The organism is Exiguobacterium sp. S3 (assembly GCF_018617295.1).
Classification (GTDB): domain Bacteria; phylum Bacillota; class Bacilli; order Exiguobacteriales; family Exiguobacteriaceae; genus Exiguobacterium; species Exiguobacterium profundum.
The window spans coordinates 452,906-468,493 of sequence record NZ_JACSJW010000002.1 but is presented as its reverse complement, the minus strand read 5'-3'; the positions used below and the strand labels follow the sequence as shown (position 1 = coordinate 468,493).

The 15,588-nt window shown below is 50.8% G+C and carries 15 protein-coding genes; 2 read left to right on the top strand and 13 right to left on the bottom strand.

What is annotated here, in order from left to right:
• Positions 1-53 precede the first annotated feature (53 nt).
• Both ftsY and smc read right to left on the bottom strand, forming a co-directional pair.
• Positions 54-1,079: a signal recognition particle-docking protein FtsY gene (ftsY, locus tag KNO65_RS07340; RefSeq protein ID WP_214782913.1), complete on the bottom strand. Its 1,026-nt coding sequence runs from the start codon at positions 1,077-1,079 to the stop codon at positions 54-56.
• Positions 1,076-4,633 carry a chromosome segregation protein SMC gene (smc, locus tag KNO65_RS07335; protein WP_214782910.1) on the bottom strand — a complete coding sequence of 1,186 codons (3,558 nt, stop codon included), beginning with the start codon at positions 4,631-4,633 and terminating at the stop codon, positions 1,076-1,078. Before smc ends, ftsY begins: the two co-directional genes overlap by 4 nt.
• Before the next feature lie 114 nt (positions 4,634-4,747).
• Between smc and KNO65_RS07330 the strand changes: the two genes are divergently transcribed.
• Positions 4,748-4,942 (top strand): DUF1128 family protein, encoded by a 195-nt coding sequence (locus KNO65_RS07330; protein WP_015881361.1) that lies wholly within the window; start codon positions 4,748-4,750, stop codon positions 4,940-4,942.
• A 36-nt stretch (positions 4,943-4,978) separates the two neighbouring features.
• Here KNO65_RS07330 and rnc read toward each other — a convergent pair whose 3' ends face one another.
• From rnc to KNO65_RS07275, 11 genes are all read right to left on the bottom strand, one after another.
• Complete coding sequence (gene rnc, locus KNO65_RS07325; protein WP_035387821.1) at positions 4,979-5,695, bottom strand: ribonuclease III; 717 nt, start codon at positions 5,693-5,695, stop codon at positions 4,979-4,981.
• Between the two features lie 123 nt (positions 5,696-5,818).
• Positions 5,819-6,058, bottom strand: a complete 240-nt coding sequence (gene acpP, locus KNO65_RS07320; RefSeq protein WP_015881359.1) for an acyl carrier protein — start codon at positions 6,056-6,058, stop codon at positions 5,819-5,821.
• Positions 6,059-6,116: 58 nt separating this feature from the next.
• Positions 6,117-6,857 carry a 3-oxoacyl-[acyl-carrier-protein] reductase gene (fabG, locus tag KNO65_RS07315; protein ID WP_015881358.1) on the bottom strand — a complete coding sequence of 247 codons (741 nt, stop codon included), beginning with the start codon at positions 6,855-6,857 and terminating at the stop codon, positions 6,117-6,119.
• Positions 6,850-7,770, bottom strand: coding sequence for an ACP S-malonyltransferase (gene fabD, locus KNO65_RS07310; RefSeq protein ID WP_214782907.1), 921 nt, complete (start codon positions 7,768-7,770; stop codon positions 6,850-6,852). Before fabD ends, fabG begins: the two co-directional genes overlap by 8 nt.
• A gap of 18 nt (positions 7,771-7,788) precedes the next feature.
• Positions 7,789-8,778, bottom strand: coding sequence for a phosphate acyltransferase PlsX (plsX, locus tag KNO65_RS07305; protein WP_214782903.1), 990 nt, complete (start codon positions 8,776-8,778; stop codon positions 7,789-7,791).
• A complete protein-coding gene (gene fapR / locus KNO65_RS07300; protein WP_015881355.1) occupies positions 8,775-9,344 on the bottom strand; it encodes a transcription factor FapR in 570 nt (189 codons plus the stop codon). The genes plsX and fapR overlap by 4 nt, the downstream gene beginning before the upstream one ends.
• Positions 9,345-9,429: 85 nt before the next feature.
• Entirely contained in the window at positions 9,430-11,460 is a 2,031-nt protein-coding gene (gene recG / locus KNO65_RS07295) for an ATP-dependent DNA helicase RecG (protein WP_214782900.1), read from the bottom strand.
• On the bottom strand, positions 11,447-12,334 hold the full coding sequence (gene sdaAA / locus KNO65_RS07290) for an L-serine ammonia-lyase, iron-sulfur-dependent, subunit alpha (protein ID WP_015881353.1): 888 nt from the start codon (positions 12,332-12,334) through the stop codon (positions 11,447-11,449). The genes recG and sdaAA overlap by 14 nt, the downstream gene beginning before the upstream one ends.
• A 12-nt stretch (positions 12,335-12,346) precedes the next feature.
• Positions 12,347-13,009: an L-serine ammonia-lyase, iron-sulfur-dependent subunit beta gene (gene sdaAB / locus KNO65_RS07285; RefSeq protein WP_047795429.1), complete on the bottom strand. Its 663-nt coding sequence runs from the start codon at positions 13,007-13,009 to the stop codon at positions 12,347-12,349.
• Positions 13,010-13,072: 63 nt separating this feature from the next.
• Positions 13,073-14,752 (bottom strand): DAK2 domain-containing protein, encoded by a 1,680-nt coding sequence (locus tag KNO65_RS07280; protein ID WP_201302241.1) that lies wholly within the window; start codon positions 14,750-14,752, stop codon positions 13,073-13,075.
• A 22-nt stretch (positions 14,753-14,774) separates the two neighbouring features.
• The gene (locus KNO65_RS07275) at positions 14,775-15,137 is read right to left on the bottom strand and encodes an Asp23/Gls24 family envelope stress response protein (protein WP_015881350.1); all 363 of its coding nucleotides are present in this window, start codon (positions 15,135-15,137) and stop codon (positions 14,775-14,777) included.
• Positions 15,138-15,389: 252 nt separating this feature from the next.
• Here KNO65_RS07275 and rpmB point away from each other — a divergent pair, with 252 nt between their 5' ends.
• On the top strand, positions 15,390-15,578 hold the full coding sequence (gene rpmB, locus KNO65_RS07270) for a 50S ribosomal protein L28 (protein WP_015881349.1): 189 nt from the start codon (positions 15,390-15,392) through the stop codon (positions 15,576-15,578).
• Positions 15,579-15,588 lie beyond the last annotated feature (10 nt).

Below are 15,588 nucleotides of genomic sequence, written 5' to 3'. Positions count from 1 at the left end.
CTATAGTACAGCCGTGCCTAGTACTTGTCAAGTTTTTTTCTTAACAGCAAAACTTAGGCGAGGTCCTCGTTTGTGTCCTCTTTTTCTGTCAAAGCTTCCTCGTTCTTGTCTTCAAAAACGTCACCGAACAATCCAAGGACGAACTGTTCTGGATCAAACTCCTGTAAATCGTCAATCTTCTCTCCAAGGCCGACATACTTGACCGGGATATCGAGTTCGTTCCGAATCGCTAAGACAATTCCGCCTTTGGCCGTCCCATCGAGCTTCGTGAGGACGATTCCACTCACGTTCGTCGCTTCTTTGAACGCTTTCGCTTGAACCATGGCGTTTTGCCCCGTCGTCGCGTCTAATGCGAGCAATACCTCGTGCGGTCCGTTCGGTACTTCCCGCTCAATGACTCGTTTGACTTTTTCAAGTTCTTTCATTAGATTCACCTTATTTTGAAGACGTCCCGCCGTATCACAAATCAAGACGTCCATGTTACGTGACTTGGCGGCTTGAACGGCGTCAAAGACGACGGCAGCCGGGTCAGACCCTTCCGTTTGACGAATGACGGGTACCCCGACACGTTCTCCCCATACTTGAAGTTGCTCGATGGCGCCGGCACGGAACGTATCGCCTGCCGCGAGCATGACGGTACGCCCTTCAGATTTCAACTGGTGCGCCAGCTTGCCGATGGTCGTCGTCTTTCCGACACCATTGACGCCGACAAACAAGATGACCGTGAGTCCGTCCTGCATATTCAGTTCACGGTCCGATTCATCCTCTTGGAGGCGGTTCGCCACCACTTCGACGAGTGCGTCACGCACCGCGACCGGGTCCTTCAAATTACGTCGCTTCACTTCTTCTTTCAAATCTTCGACGAGGTCCATCGTCGTCGTGACGCCGACGTCCGCTTGAATGAGTAAATCTTCGAGTTCATCAAAGAAATCTTCATCCACCTCGCGGAAGCGATAGACGAGGTCGTTGACGGCACTTGCAAAGCCGTCACGTGTCTTCGTCAACCCATCTGTAAACTTCTGTGACACCTCTTGGGTAGATGTCGTCAATTTCTCTTTTAATTTCTTGAAAAAGCTCAACGTGATTCCTCCATCTCTTCATCCATTTCAACGACACGTTTTGCTTCAGACAGTTCGACCGATAATACCTCGGACACCCCGTTCTGTTGCATCGTGACGCCATATAGTGTGTCCGCCGCTTCCATCGTCCCTTTACGGTGCGTGATGATGACGAACTGCGTGTCGATCGACAACGTCCGAATGTATTCTCCGAAACGATGCACGTTCGCCTCGTCAAGGGCCGCCTCGACTTCATCGAGGACACAGAACGGTACCGGACGCGTCTTCAAAATCGCAAACAATAAGGCGATGGCCGTCAGCGCACGCTCCCCACCAGACAACAGACTGAGTGTCTGTAACTTTTTACCCGGTGGTTTGGCGACGATTTCGATTCCTGTGTTCAACAAATCCGATTCGTCGACCAATTTCAAATCCGCTTCCCCGCCACCGAAGAGCTCAGTGAACGTCTGTTTGAAGTGCGCCCGGACGCTCGTATACGTCTCTTTGAAGAGGCGTGTCACTTCTCGGTCCATTTCGGCGATGATCTCATATAAATCCTCTTTTGCACTGACGAGGTCATCCCGTTGCTCGGATAAGAATGTGAACCGTTCGTGGACACTATCAAACTCTTCGATCGCATTCAGATTGACCGGTCCGATCTCTTCGATTTGACGAACGAGCAACTTGAATTCCTCTTTCGCCTCTTCTAGTGGAATCTCGAGTGCCGGCAATAGTTCTGCAACGAGTCCGTTCTCTTCTAATGCATCGAGCTTCCATTGTCGTTTCAGCTCGAATTCTTGTTTTGCCGTTTCGAGTTTTCGGACGACAGCTTCTGCTTGACGTCTTGCCTCCGTTGCCTGATCGACCCGTTGACGTATGATCCGATACGCCTCTTCGTTCGTCTTGAGTGTTGCCGTCACTTCTTGAAGCCGCTCTTGAATTTCTGTGAAATCCAGTTTGGCAGTGGCAAGCGTCGCCTCAAGTTCCATAGACGACACGACTTCTCCACTCTCGAGCCGCTTCAGTTCACGCTCCATCTGATCGCTTCGTTCCTGCAGACGATTTTGTTCGGTCGTCAAACGGTCCAATTCATATCGGACCCGTTCTTCTTCGAGCGTGTGACGCTGAAGATCGAGCTCGTTTTGACGAAGCATCGATTCCAGTTGGCCCGTGCTCTCAGCACTTTTCGCCTGCTCTGCCCGAAGCGATTCGAGACGAGAACGAATGTCAGCTTGTGCGCGGTCTGTGTCGGCCAATTCAATCGTCAGTCGCTCTAATTCGGCAGTCGCTGTCTCAATCGTCCGCTCGTAGCGCATCATTTCATGATCGAACAGTTCCAGTTGTGACTTGGCATCGAGCGAGGCACGTTCCGCAGTACGATAGGCCGACTCGACTTCACGGAGGTTCGTTTCAACGGAACGTTTCTCATCCCGAAGTTCAGATAATTGACGCGTAATGTCCGTCAACTGTTCTGTATACTCTTGAAGACGTGTTTTTTGTTCATGCAACATGGCGAGCCCTTGGGTGAGACCTTGTTTCAAGTCATCCAATTCGCGCGACTGCGTGAACAGGGCCACGCCCTGCTTGCGACTACCACCCGTCATCGAACCACCGACGTTGACGATGTCCCCTTCTAACGTGACGACACGGAAACGATAACCCGTCGATTGTGCGATGCGGTTCGCGACTTCAAGTGTCTCAGCCACGAGCACCGAACCGAGCAACGACTTTTTCAACGTCTCGTATGATGCATCTGTTTCAACGAGTTCCGACGCCACCCCGACAAATCCGTTCATCGAGTCGAGTCGATCGAACACGTCACTCGGCACGAATCTCGGTTTGATCGTCGTCATCGGCAAGAATGTCGCCCGTCCTGCGTTTGCTTTTCGTAATTTGTCAATTTCACGGCGCCCCACTGACTCATCTTGTACGACCACATGCTGCTGCGTCTGCCCAAGTGCCGTTTCGATTGCCGCTTCATACGAAGGACGGACACGAATCAATTCGGCGACAGCACCAAGGACACCTGGTGAGCGGTCTTTTAAGACGAACTTGACCGCATGGAAATAGCCTTCATACGATTGCTTCATCCGTTCGAGCATCTCGATTCGGTCTTCCGTCTTCTGACGGCGACGTTCGAGATCGTAATAAGACGATTCGGCTCGGGTACGTTTTTCACGAATTGACGTCTCTTCGTCCCGAAGTTCCGTTTCTTTTTTACTCAGTTGTTCAAAGCGACTTTGCACCACTTCATACTGTTCTCGAGTCGTCAAAAGCGTCGCTTCCTGCGAGGAACGATCCTCGAGACGATGTTTGTTCTCGCGAAGAAGGCGTTCTTTCGACTCGACGGCGACATCGATATCTCGTTGTTCCCGCTTTTGTTGGTTACCGATTGTCGCTTTCGTTGTCGCGAGTTCAAACGCCTCACTTTGTAACGCTTCAATTTCAGCATTGAAATCACGAGAGGCGGCTGTCAACTGTTGTTGAAGCGTCTCTCTCGTCGCAGTCGTTTGTTTCAACGTGTTTCCTTTTTGGTCAAGTTCTTCACGAACGACCTTCAACCGCGCTTCAAGCTCGGTCATCTCCGCACGTACTTCTTCACGTTGACGAATGAGGCGTTCTTTCATCTCGGCACCATGTTCTTCTTGTGCTTTTGCGAGCTTGATGTCACCCGTCAAGCGCTCGACATAGGTCGAGTGCTCCCGTTCGTTTTGGTTGAGCTCTGTCAATTCTTCACGCAACTCAGCAAGCGTTGCTTCGAGCCCGCTACGTTCCTCCGTGAGGTCACGTACCGAACGGTCACAGTCAGATAACTGTTGAACCGATTCCACGTGACGTGCCGACACTTGCTCAATCTCCTGTTGGAGCAATTGAATTTCTGCGCCCATGATTCCCGTTTCGAGTTCATCATGCCTCGCTTTGGCGACTTTGTACTCCCGCGCGAGTGCCGCCTGTTCACGGAGCGGTTCGACTCGGTCCGCCAACTCGAACAAAATGTCGTCGACTCGGGACAAGTTTAATTCGGTGTCCTGTAACTTGCGTTCAGCCTGTTTTTTTCGCTGACGATATTTCAGTACGCCGGCGGCCTCTTCGATGACGGCACGGCGCTCTTCCGGTTTCCCGGAAATGACCTGTTCGACCCGCCCTTGTCCGATGATGGCGAACGCATCTCGTGAAAGACCTGTATCCATAAACAAATCAATCACATCTTTTAACCGACATGGTTTTTTATTCATAAAATAGTCGCTGTCCCCACTTCGGGTCACGCGACGGGTCACACTCACTTCTTCATATGGGAGACGTAACTGTTCGTCTCGATTATCGAGGACGAGCGTGACTTCGGCGACATTTCGGTGGTTCTCTCCTTCACTTCCGGCAAAGATGACATCTTCCATCTTGGCACCACGAAGTGATTTGGCCGACTGTTCTCCGAGTACCCAGCGAACAGCGTCCGATATATTGGATTTCCCGCTCCCGTTCGGCCCTACAACAGCCGTGACGCCGGGACGGAAATCTAATTCAATTCGCTTGGCAAATGATTTAAAGCCAGCGAGTTCGATTCGTTTTAAGTGCATCGTGACCATCCTATCCGCAGTAAGCATTCATCTGTATATTTTACCACAGTTAACAGTTCGTCAAAATGCCCGAATCATGCTATTCTAAAAAGAACTGTAGAAAGGGGAATACAGATGACGAATGAACAGATGATTGAAGCCATTTTGGATAAGATGAACATTATTAACCGCGGTGCGATCAAAGCGGAAGAATATAATGCGGCTGATCCGTCAGCGGTGAAAGAGATTTACGAGTATGTGATGACACGCTCTTCGCTCTCTTTGTCGGAAGTCGATGGTATCGTCGAAGAACTCGGTCAATTGACATGAAAAGGAGTGGATCCCTAAGCGGTCCACTCCTTTTGTTTATAAATCTGCGTAGCGCCGGTTAAAGGCAATAAGCGCTTCTTTGGCAGCCAATTGCTCGGCTTCTTTTTTCGAACGTCCGACCCCTTCACCGACGATGTCGTCGCTGAGGCGTGCATGTGCGACGAATTCCCGGCTATGCGCCGGTCCGCGTTCCTCGATGATTTCATACGAAACAGGTCCGAGTCCTTCCCGTTGAACGCTCTCCTGTAACTGGCTCTTGAAATCGGTCTGTTCTTCAAATACTCCCGCTAAGACTTTCGGAAAAACCGCTTCGGCGAGGAATCGTTCGACGGCCTCAATTCCCTGGTCCAAATAAAGAGCACCGATATAGGATTCGAACACATCGGCAAGCAGTGCCGGACGTTTTCGTCCACCGGTCAACTCTTCACCTTTCCCAAGCAAGATGAAGTCAGAGAAAGCATAAGCTTCCGCAAAATTCACGAGTGACGGTTCGCATACGATCGCCGCTCGTAATTTCGTCAATTCCCCCTCGGAGCGCTCCGGATAAGTCTCATAGAGAAAGCGAGATACGGTCAGTTCTAAAACAGCATCCCCTAAAAATTCTAAACGTTCATTGTCTTTTCGTAACCCGCGTTGCTCATTCACATAAGATGAGTGTGTGAACGCCTGCATCAACAAGTCGTGATTCGAAAATTGAACGTCTAACCGTTCTTCCAATGATTTAAATAGTTCCAAGATGCGTGCTCGTTCCATCTCCTGACGCCGACGTCGCTGCGCCGACCCTTGACGGTCAAACCGTCGTTTGTCTTTTGTCATAGTTCCCTCCATGAATAAGCACAAGCCCACCGCCCGGAACCGAGCGGTGGGATGGCTTGATTACAATTTTGTTTCGATGTAAGCCACTACGTCGCCAACAGTCGCGAGCTTCTCAGCGTCTTCGTCTTCGATCGTGATGTCGAATTTGTCTTCGAGGTCCATCACCATTTCCATTACTTCAAGTGAATCCGCACCAAGGTCATCCTTGAACGATTTCTCTGCTGTGATCTCAGATACGTCTTTCCCGAGCTTCTCAGCAACTGCTTCTTGTACGTCTACTAAAATTTGTTCTTTTGTCATGATAAAATCCCTCCAAAGGTAAGTATATTAAATGTCAGTCTGTTGGTAAAGTTCTCTTTTACGCCATCGTCATGCCGCCATCGACGGCAATCGTCTGCCCGGTCACATAAGCCGCTTGTTCCGAAGCGAGGAAGGAGACAAGATTCGCCACATCCTCCACCTGTCCGAAACGGTTGAACGGAATTTGCTCGAGTGTAGCCTCTCGTTGAGCATCTGTCAAGGCATCGGTCATATCCGTTTGAATGAACCCTGGACAGACGGCATTGACCGTCACGTGACGTCCCGCGAGTTCGCGCGCCACCGATTTTGTCAATCCGATCAACCCTGCTTTTGCAGCCGCATAGTTCGCTTGTCCTGCATTGCCGGTAATCCCGACAACCGAGGCGATGTTGATGATTCGACCTGCTTTCGACTTGAGCAAAGGTCTCGTGACGGCTTGTGATGTCAAAAAGGCGCCTTTTAAGTTCGTCGATAGCACATCTTCGAAATCGGCTTCTTTCATCCGCATGAGTAACCCGTCACGCGTGATTCCTGCATTGTTGACGAGACAATCGACGCGTCCGAACGTATCGACTGTCGTCTTGACGAGCGCTTTGACATCGTCAGCATTTGATACGTCTGCTTTCACGGCGATGGCTTCGCCGCCTGCCTCCGTGATCATGGCCACGACATCATTCGCCTTTTGTTCACTACCCGAGTAGTTCACGACGACCCGAAAGCCGTCTTCCCCTAAACGTTTCGCGATGGCCGCCCCGATTCCCCGGGACGCCCCTGTCACGATCGCCACTTGATCATGCACGTACTTCTCCTCCTAACGAGGCGACTTCTTCGAGCGTGGTCGCCTTTTGAATCGAAACGTTCGAGTCGATTCGTTTAATCAATCCTGAAAGCGGTGAAGATGGACCGAACTCGATGAACGTGTCTACCCCGTCTGCAATCGCCTTGCGCACACAATCTTCAAAGCGGACAGACGAATACAGTTGTTTCGTCAATAACGCCTTCAACTGTTCAGGGTCACGATGCACCGCCGCGTCCACGTTCGAAATCAAGTCTACGGAAGCCGCTTCAAATGGTGACGAGGCGAGGACATCTTGGAAACGCGTTGCCGCCGGCATCATGTAGGAACTATGGAACGCTCCAGATACGTTTAACGGCAATACCCGCTTCGCACCGGCAGCCTTCAATTCCACGCCCGCTTGTTCGACCGCGTCGACATGCCCTGAAATCACGAATTGACCAGGACAATTCAAGTTGGCGATTTGAACTAAATTCCCGCTCGCACTGATCTTTTCAGTGATATGGAGCGCCTCTTGAAGATCGGTCATCCCGACGACTGCCGCCATCGTTCCATCCTTCACTTCAGACATCAACTGCCCACGTGCTCGGACGAGGACGGTCGCCTCTTCAAGATCGATGACACCCGCACTGACGAGCGCCGCATATTCACCGACACTATGCCCGATGACGACATCTGGTGCCGCACCGCTCTTCGCATAGGCTTGCGCCAGGAGCGAGGCGTGCGCCACGATGGCCGGCTGTGCCACTTCCGTTTCTTGTAGGTCTTCCTTCGACCCGGATGACATGACTTCAAGGAGGTCAAACCCGAGTCGACGTCCGATTGCTTGAAGCGTTTCAGGGTGATTTAAAAAGGTTTGTCCCATTCCAACGGCTTGAGAACCTTGCCCCGGAAACACCCATGCTACTTTCCCCATATCTTCACCTGCTTTCGCTTAGTCTATCGCTTTGGCACGCTTGATTTTTTCCACGACATCGTGATCTACCATGATTTTCGCCTGTTTCAACGCACTCATGATGGCGAGTGCATCGCTCGACCCATGCGCCTTGATGACCGGCGCATTGATCCCGAATAATCCGGCTCCTCCGTGTTCGCGATAATCCAGCGTTTCTTTTAATCGTCTCAATTTCGGTTTTAAGATGAGAGCGGCGAGTTTAGATACAAGGTCACTCGTGAATTGTTCTTTCATCATCTTCATGAGCATCGAAGAGGAGCCCTCCACACCCTTTAACAAGATGTTTCCGGCAAATCCTTCGGTCACGATGACGTCCACGTCACCTGACATCGCTTCACGCGCTTCGACATTCCCAACAAAATGGACAGGTGCCTGTTCAAGGAGGGGGAACGCTTCTTTTGTCAGCGCATTTCCTTTACCCGCTTCTGTCCCGATATTGAGAAGAGCGACACGCGGTGTCTTGATGCCACGCACATGTTCCGCATACAGTGAACCCATAATCGCATAGTCGACGAGGTGTTCAGCTTTTGCATCCGGATTCGCTCCGACATCCAGGACGACGACACCACTACCAGTATATGTAGGGAACGTCGGAGATAATGCCGGACGCTCGATTCCCGGGATCCGTCCGATGATGAAAAGAGACGCCGCCATCAATGCGCCGGTATTCCCGGCAGACACGAGAGCATCCGCTTTTCCTTCTTTGACGAGCTGAGCTGCCACGACGAGCGAGCTGTCCTTCTTACGGCGCACCGCCCGTACCGGTTCGTCTTCGCCTGTGATGATCTCACTGGCTGGAACGACCGTCACTCGAGGGTCATCAAGACCGTATGAGGCAATTTTCACCTCATCACCGACTAAAAAGAGTTCCATCGACTCGTTCGGATATTGCGCGACCAACCGTTTCACACCTTCTACAATCGCCTTCGGTGCGTGATCGCCACCCATTGCATCAATCGCTAACTTCATGCTTGCTCCTCCTCACCACGTCGGTAAATCGTGAAGTCGCCATCAAAGACGCACTCCTCACCGACATAACTTTCAACTGTGACGTCCGTTCTCCCGTCCCCTCGTAGTTTCATCACACGAGCCTTGGCAACGACTCGCTCTCCAAGATGGACTTGGCGACTGAAGCGAATGTCCGCTTTAGTGGTCAACGCCAATTCATCATTGATGAGCGCCACCGCTAACGAGTTGGCTTGCGCGAACAAGACATGTCCACGGGCAATCTCGTTGCGGCTAAAGACGTGTTCTTTTTCTATATCTAGGACTGAGATCGCAGAGTCATCTAGCTTCAAGTCAATCATATCACCGATGACCTCGCTCATTGAAAGCGATTTGACTTCATCGAGATGTTCGGAAGCCACATGTTTGATCCGTTCCCTCACTTCCGGAATTTTTAATTCCATCCGGTCGAGTCGAATCGTCTGGATGCTGACAGAAAACTGTTTTGACAGTTCTTCGTCTTTGATGAACGGGTTATGCTCAATCGTTTCTTGTAACAAGCGTTGCCGCTCTTTCTTAGGTACCCGCATTCAGTTCCCTCCTAAACTAATCGCTAAAGAACTTAATACCTGGTACTAATAGCAGTATATATTCTTTAGTCGTCATTTTCAAGTACTATTCTAACCTTTCCCCAACGAGAAGGTCGAGTTGTTTCAAATAGCCACGTAACCCTTCATATTGGGCGTCATGCCAAAAGGCGTCGCTTCCGAGAAGTTTCACGGCATCTTGCATGGCCACTTCCATCACTTTCAAATCGAGAACGGGATCGGCGACCCGGAAACTTGGGAGACCACTTTGTGCGGTCCCGAAGAAATCACCAGCCCCACGTAACTCTAAATCTTTCTCCGCCAATACGAACCCATCGTTCGTCTCCGTCATCGTTTTCAGTCGAACTTTCCCGACATCTGACTTTGGGTCCCCGACGAGGATACAGAACGATTGATGGGCACCACGACCGACACGGCCACGCAACTGGTGTAATTGCGCGAGACCGAAACGCTCGGCGTCATGGATGATGATGAGTGAAGCGTTTGGAACGTTCACCCCGACCTCGACGACCGTTGTGGAGACGAGAATCTGTGTCGCGTTGTCGGCGAATGATTTCATGACCTCGTCTTTTTCTGTACTCGATAGCTTCCCATGCATCAGACCAACACCATAGTTCGAGAAGCGTTCTTTCAACAGCTCATACAGTGCCGTCGCACTCTCCACTTCTAGTGTATCCGACTCCTCGATGAGAGGTGCAATTACATACGCTTGACGGCCGAGTGCGAGTTCCCGATCGACCATTGCATGCACACGATCGATCTGGTCGTGTTTCGCCCAATACGTTTCAATCGGCTTTCGTCCTTTTGGCATCTCATCAATCGTGGAAACATCCATCTCTCCGAACGCACTGATGGCAAGCGTCCTCGGAATCGGCGTCGCGGTCATATATAAGACGTCCGCGAATTCAGCTTTATCGCGAAGTTTCTTCCGTTGTTCGACACCGAATCGATGTTGTTCGTCCGTGATCGCCAAATGTAAATTCGAAAATTCGACTGGTCCTTGGATGAGCGCGTGCGTCCCGACGATGATGTCGACGTCACCCGATCGGATTGCTGTCAGTAGGGCTTCGCGCGCCTTCCCTTTCACCGAGCTCGTCAAAAGGGCGATCGTGATGCCAAATGGTTCAAATAATTCCTGTAACGATGTCGCATGTTGTTCGGCAAGGATTTCTGTTGGCACCATCAAAGCCCCTTGATACCCGGCCGTCACAGTCGCATACAAGGCAATCGCGGCAACGACGGTCTTCCCGCTCCCGACATCCCCTTGTAACAATCGGTTCATCCGTTCTGGTCTTTCAAGGTCAGATACGATTTCACGGATGACCCTTGTCTGGGCTCCGGTTAATGGGAATGCGAGCCGTTTGACGAACTCGTTCAATTGATGCTTATCGAGGTGAAGGGCCCGACCGTTTCCTGACCGCTCCATTTTCCGAAACGCCTGTAATTTCAACTGATACATGAGACACTCTTCATAAACATAGCTTCGTCTCGCCTGTTTATAGGTCTCCACTGTATCTGGAAAATGCATCCCACGTAGCATCGTCATCCGGTCAACTAATCGATAGCGGTCGCGAATGGCTTGCGGGACCTGTTCGGGCAAATCGTTCACCTGCTCAAAAGCGAGCTTCACGATCCGACTGAAATTCTTTTGTGTCAGCCCGGCTCGTAATGAATAAATCGGTTGCAGTCCGCCTGAGGGGGCACCAAATTCAAGGTCGGTCGCGCTGATCGTCATCCGGTTCATGTCCCATTTCCCTTTGACCGTCACCGTCTCCCCGATCACCAATTTTTCTTTATAGAAGGCACGGTTGAACATCGTCACTTGGACGGCGTATCGGTCTTCGAGTAACAACCGGAACTGGAGACGATTCTTCCCTTTACTATAGTAGCGAACGAGCGGTTCGGCTTGGACAGTCCCGCTCCACTTGACGAGATCACCATGAACAGCCGTCGTCACCGTCCCACTATTATAATTCTCATAACGAAACGGGACGTGCTCCAGCACGTCCTCGATTCGAACAAGTCCCATCACTTCTAACTTTTTGGCCATCTCTGGCCCGACCCCTTTCAGCGTCGTCAGTTGATCATTGTTTTGCATCTTCTTTCGCTCCAAATATATTTCGTTCGAGGCGACGAGCCGTCGGTGTATTGGCAAGTCCACCTTTAGCGGTTTCTTTTAAGGCCGTCGGCATCATTTGGCCCACTTCATGCATCGCCGAGATGACCTCGTCACAAGGAATACGTGAGGTAATCCCCGCGAGCGCCATATCTGCTGCGACAATGGCGTTGGCACCGCCCATGGCATTTCGCTTGACGCATGGAACTTCGACCAACCCCGCCACAGGATCACAGACGAGACCGAGCATATTTTTTAGGGCGATCGCAAATGCCGTAGCCGACTGGTCCGGTGTCCCCCCAGCTGCTTCAACGATGGCCGCGGCTGCCATGCCCGTCGCCGACCCGACCTCGGCCTGACATCCACCAGCCGCCCCTGAAATCGAGGCGTTGTTCGCCACGACGAATCCGAACGCACCTGATGTGAACAAGTAACGGATCATCGCGTCGCGGTCCATTTCTAGACGATCTTTTACCGCAAACAACGTTCCCGGTACGACGCCCGCGCTTCCCGCCGTCGGTGTCGCACAGATTCGTCCCATCGCCGCGTTCACTTCGTTCGTCCCAATTGCTTTCGAGACGGCATCTAAAATGAGGTCTCCCGCGAGCGACTTGCCCGAACGAATATAGTCTTGCATGAGTACGGCATCATTCCCCGTCAATCCCGTAACCGACGTGACACCTTGGAGTGCGCGTTCGACCGCCTCCTCCATCACTTCAAGATTTCGGTCCATCATCCCGATGATGTCCTCTCGACTGGCACGTCTGACGTGCATCTCCTGCTCGATCATCACTTCAGAAATCGGGATGTTCCGTTCTGTTGCAATCGTCACTAATTCCTCTACTGATTTAAACATCACACATTCTCCTCATTCCCCAAAAATAGCTATCCGTTCGATTTGCGGTAACCGTTCCAGCTCTGCAATCACTTCCGCAGGAATGGTCTCATCAATCTCGATTGCCATCAACGCCTGCATCCCTTTTTCATGGCGGCTCACTTCCATATGTCCAATGTTTAATTGGTGGTTCGCCAACACACCGGTCACAGCCGCGATGGCCCCGAATCGATCATGGTGCAAGACGACGAGTGCAGGTCCCCCACCTGTCAGTTTCAACGGGAATCCGTTCAGTTCCGTGATTTCAATCGTTCCCCCACCGATTGAAATTCCGACAATCTCAAATGTTCCAAATTCATCTTCGAGCAAGACCCGGGCCGTATTCGGATGATCCGTCAACAGATCACTCGTCTCAAAGATGACCTCAATCCCTTTTTCACGGGCGATATCTAACGCCTGTGGGATTCTCAGATCGAATGTATCGAATCCCATGATTCCACCGACGATGGCCACGTCCGTACCGTGACCCCGATACGTGTCAGCAAACGACCCATAAAATGTGATGTGCGCCGTACGCGGCGTTCTCCCGAACAACTTCCCGGCCATCAAGCCGATGCGGGCAGCACCTGCTGTATGCGAACTCGACGGTCCGACCATGACCGGACCAATGATGTCAAACACACTACGATATTTCATCAATTTTTCCCCCTTTCAAAAATCCCTACCTTCATTATACAGAAGGTAGGGATTCGAAACAGCTTATTCCACACTAAAAATATAAGAGTAAAGCGGTTGTTTGCCGTCGTGAACTTCAATTTCAATCTCGTCGTTCACCGATTCGATATATGACGTCAACGCTTCTACGTCCGATGCAGAAGAGCCTTCTCCTGTTAAGATCGTGACGATTTCGTCGTCTGCATCGATGAGCGCATCGACTAATCGTTTAGCCGCTTCTAAGCTCGATGGAGATGAAGAAACGATTTTCTTCTCAGCAATCGCCATGTGCTCATCTTTTTTGATTTCAACGCCATCGATGCTCGTATCACGAACAGCGTACGTCACTTGACCGGACTTCACTGTCGCCGCTGCCGCTTTCATCGCTTGTTCATTCATCTCGACATCCGCTTCAGGATTGAATGCGATGGCTGCCGCAAGACCTTGTGGGACGGTCTTCGTCGGAATGACCGACACGCCGCACGGTGCGACAGACGCCGCTTGTTCAGCCGCCATGATGATGTTGGAGTTGTTCGGGAAGATGAAGACGTGTTCCGCATGTGCCGATTCAATCGCCTTGACGATATCTTCTGTCGACGGATTCATCGTCTGACCACCTTCGATGACGTGGGCCGCCCCGAGTGAACGGAACAGTTCGCTGACGCCTTCACCCATTGCAACCGTTACGATGGCAAATGGTGCTTTCGGCTTCTCCGCTTGTTGAACACCGTGTTGATTGGCACCGTGTTCTTCTTCAAGAATCGTCGAATGTTGTTGACGCATGTTCTCGATTTTGACCGCGACGAGTTCACCGAAACGTTGCCCTTTCGTGATGACCTCACCTGGCGTCTCGACGTGAACGTGGACTTTCAAGAGCTCCTCGTCCGCGACGACAAGAAGAGAGTCCCCAAGTTCAGACAACTCGTTTCGGAATGCATCTTCGTTGAACGGTGCATCTTTCAACTTGTCCTCTTGGAAACGGACCATGATCTCCGTACAGTAACCGAATTCGATATCTTCTGTTGACATGAATCCTTGCGCCGCATGCGCATGGTGTTCTGCTTCAATCAATGCATCCATCACCGGAGTATGTGGTTTTTCGAGTTCTTTTCCTTCAAGACTCGCAAGGAATCCTTCGTAAATGACGAGAAGTCCTTGACCACCTGAGTCGACGACGCCGACTTCTTTTAACACTGGTAACAAGTCCGGTGTACGGTCTAACGAAGCTTTTGCTTCGACGATGACACGTTTCATGAACTCTGTGAAATCACTTGTCGACTCAGACGCAAGGAGCGCTTCATCAGCCGCTTCACGAGCAACCGTTAAAATCGTTCCTTCAACCGGTTTCATAACCGCCTTGTATGCCGTGTCGACACCGCGTTTGAGCGCTTCTGCAAAATCAACTGTCGTGAGTTCCGTCTTACCTTCAACGGCTTTCCCGAAGCCGCGGAACAATTGGCTTAAAATAACGCCTGAGTTTCCACGTGCTCCCATCAGGAGTCCACGAGCGAACTTTGATGATACCTCTGCGATATCAGATGAGTTCATGGCTGCTACTTCTTTCGCACCTGACGTCATCGTCAAGTTCATGTTCGTTCCCGTGTCTCCGTCTGGAACCGGGAAGACGTTAAGCGAATCTACATAATCTGCGTTTTGGCTCAAGTTGGCCGCTCCGTTTGCGATCATGTTTGAGAGCGCCACGCCATCTAAACGATTTAAACCCACACCAAATCCTCCTCCGTTTTCGTCAGTCATTCGTCAGACGAACGCCTTGAACGAATATATTTACCGACGAAACGTTTAATCCTAAAGTTTCTCCGAGCGTATACTTCACTCGGCTTTGCACGTTGTATGCGACTTCAGATACTTTCGTCCCGTAGCTTACAATGATGTGCATGTCGATATGTACGTCCTCATCCTCTTGACGTACGACGACACCACGCGCGTAATTTTCACGTTTTAACAATTCAGCAATGCCGTCTTTCAATTGTGCTTGTGAAGCCATGCCGACCACACCGAAGCATTCCATCGCCGCACCACCTGCGAGTGTCGCGATGACGTCACTTGTGATGTCAATATTGCCATATGTTGTCTTCATTTCAATTGCCATATGGAGTAGCCTCCTTTATTCGGAATGATTCCTAATGTACATTCTACAATAAGTACCTAGTTATTAAAAGAACCTGCTCCAGAATCTCGGTCAATTAACGCGATAACCTCATTCATTATTCAAATCCTTGAGAGTAATGTCAAGTTTTTTTCTTGTCATGGTATGATTTTCTAGTTGCATCGGGAAAAAAGCCGTGCTAATATAAACGAGTGTCTATTAGGACGAACCCACATAAAAAAGGAGGGGAAACGCATGGCACGTAAATGCTACGTAACAGGTAAATCACCTAAATCAGGTAACAACCGTTCGCACGCACTCAACAAGACAAAACGTACTTGGGGTGTAAACGTACAAAAAGTTCGTATTCTCGTTGACGGTAAACCGAAACGCGTTTGGGTTTCAGCTCGCGCACTTAAATCAGGTCTCGTTGAACGCGTATAATACTTATACA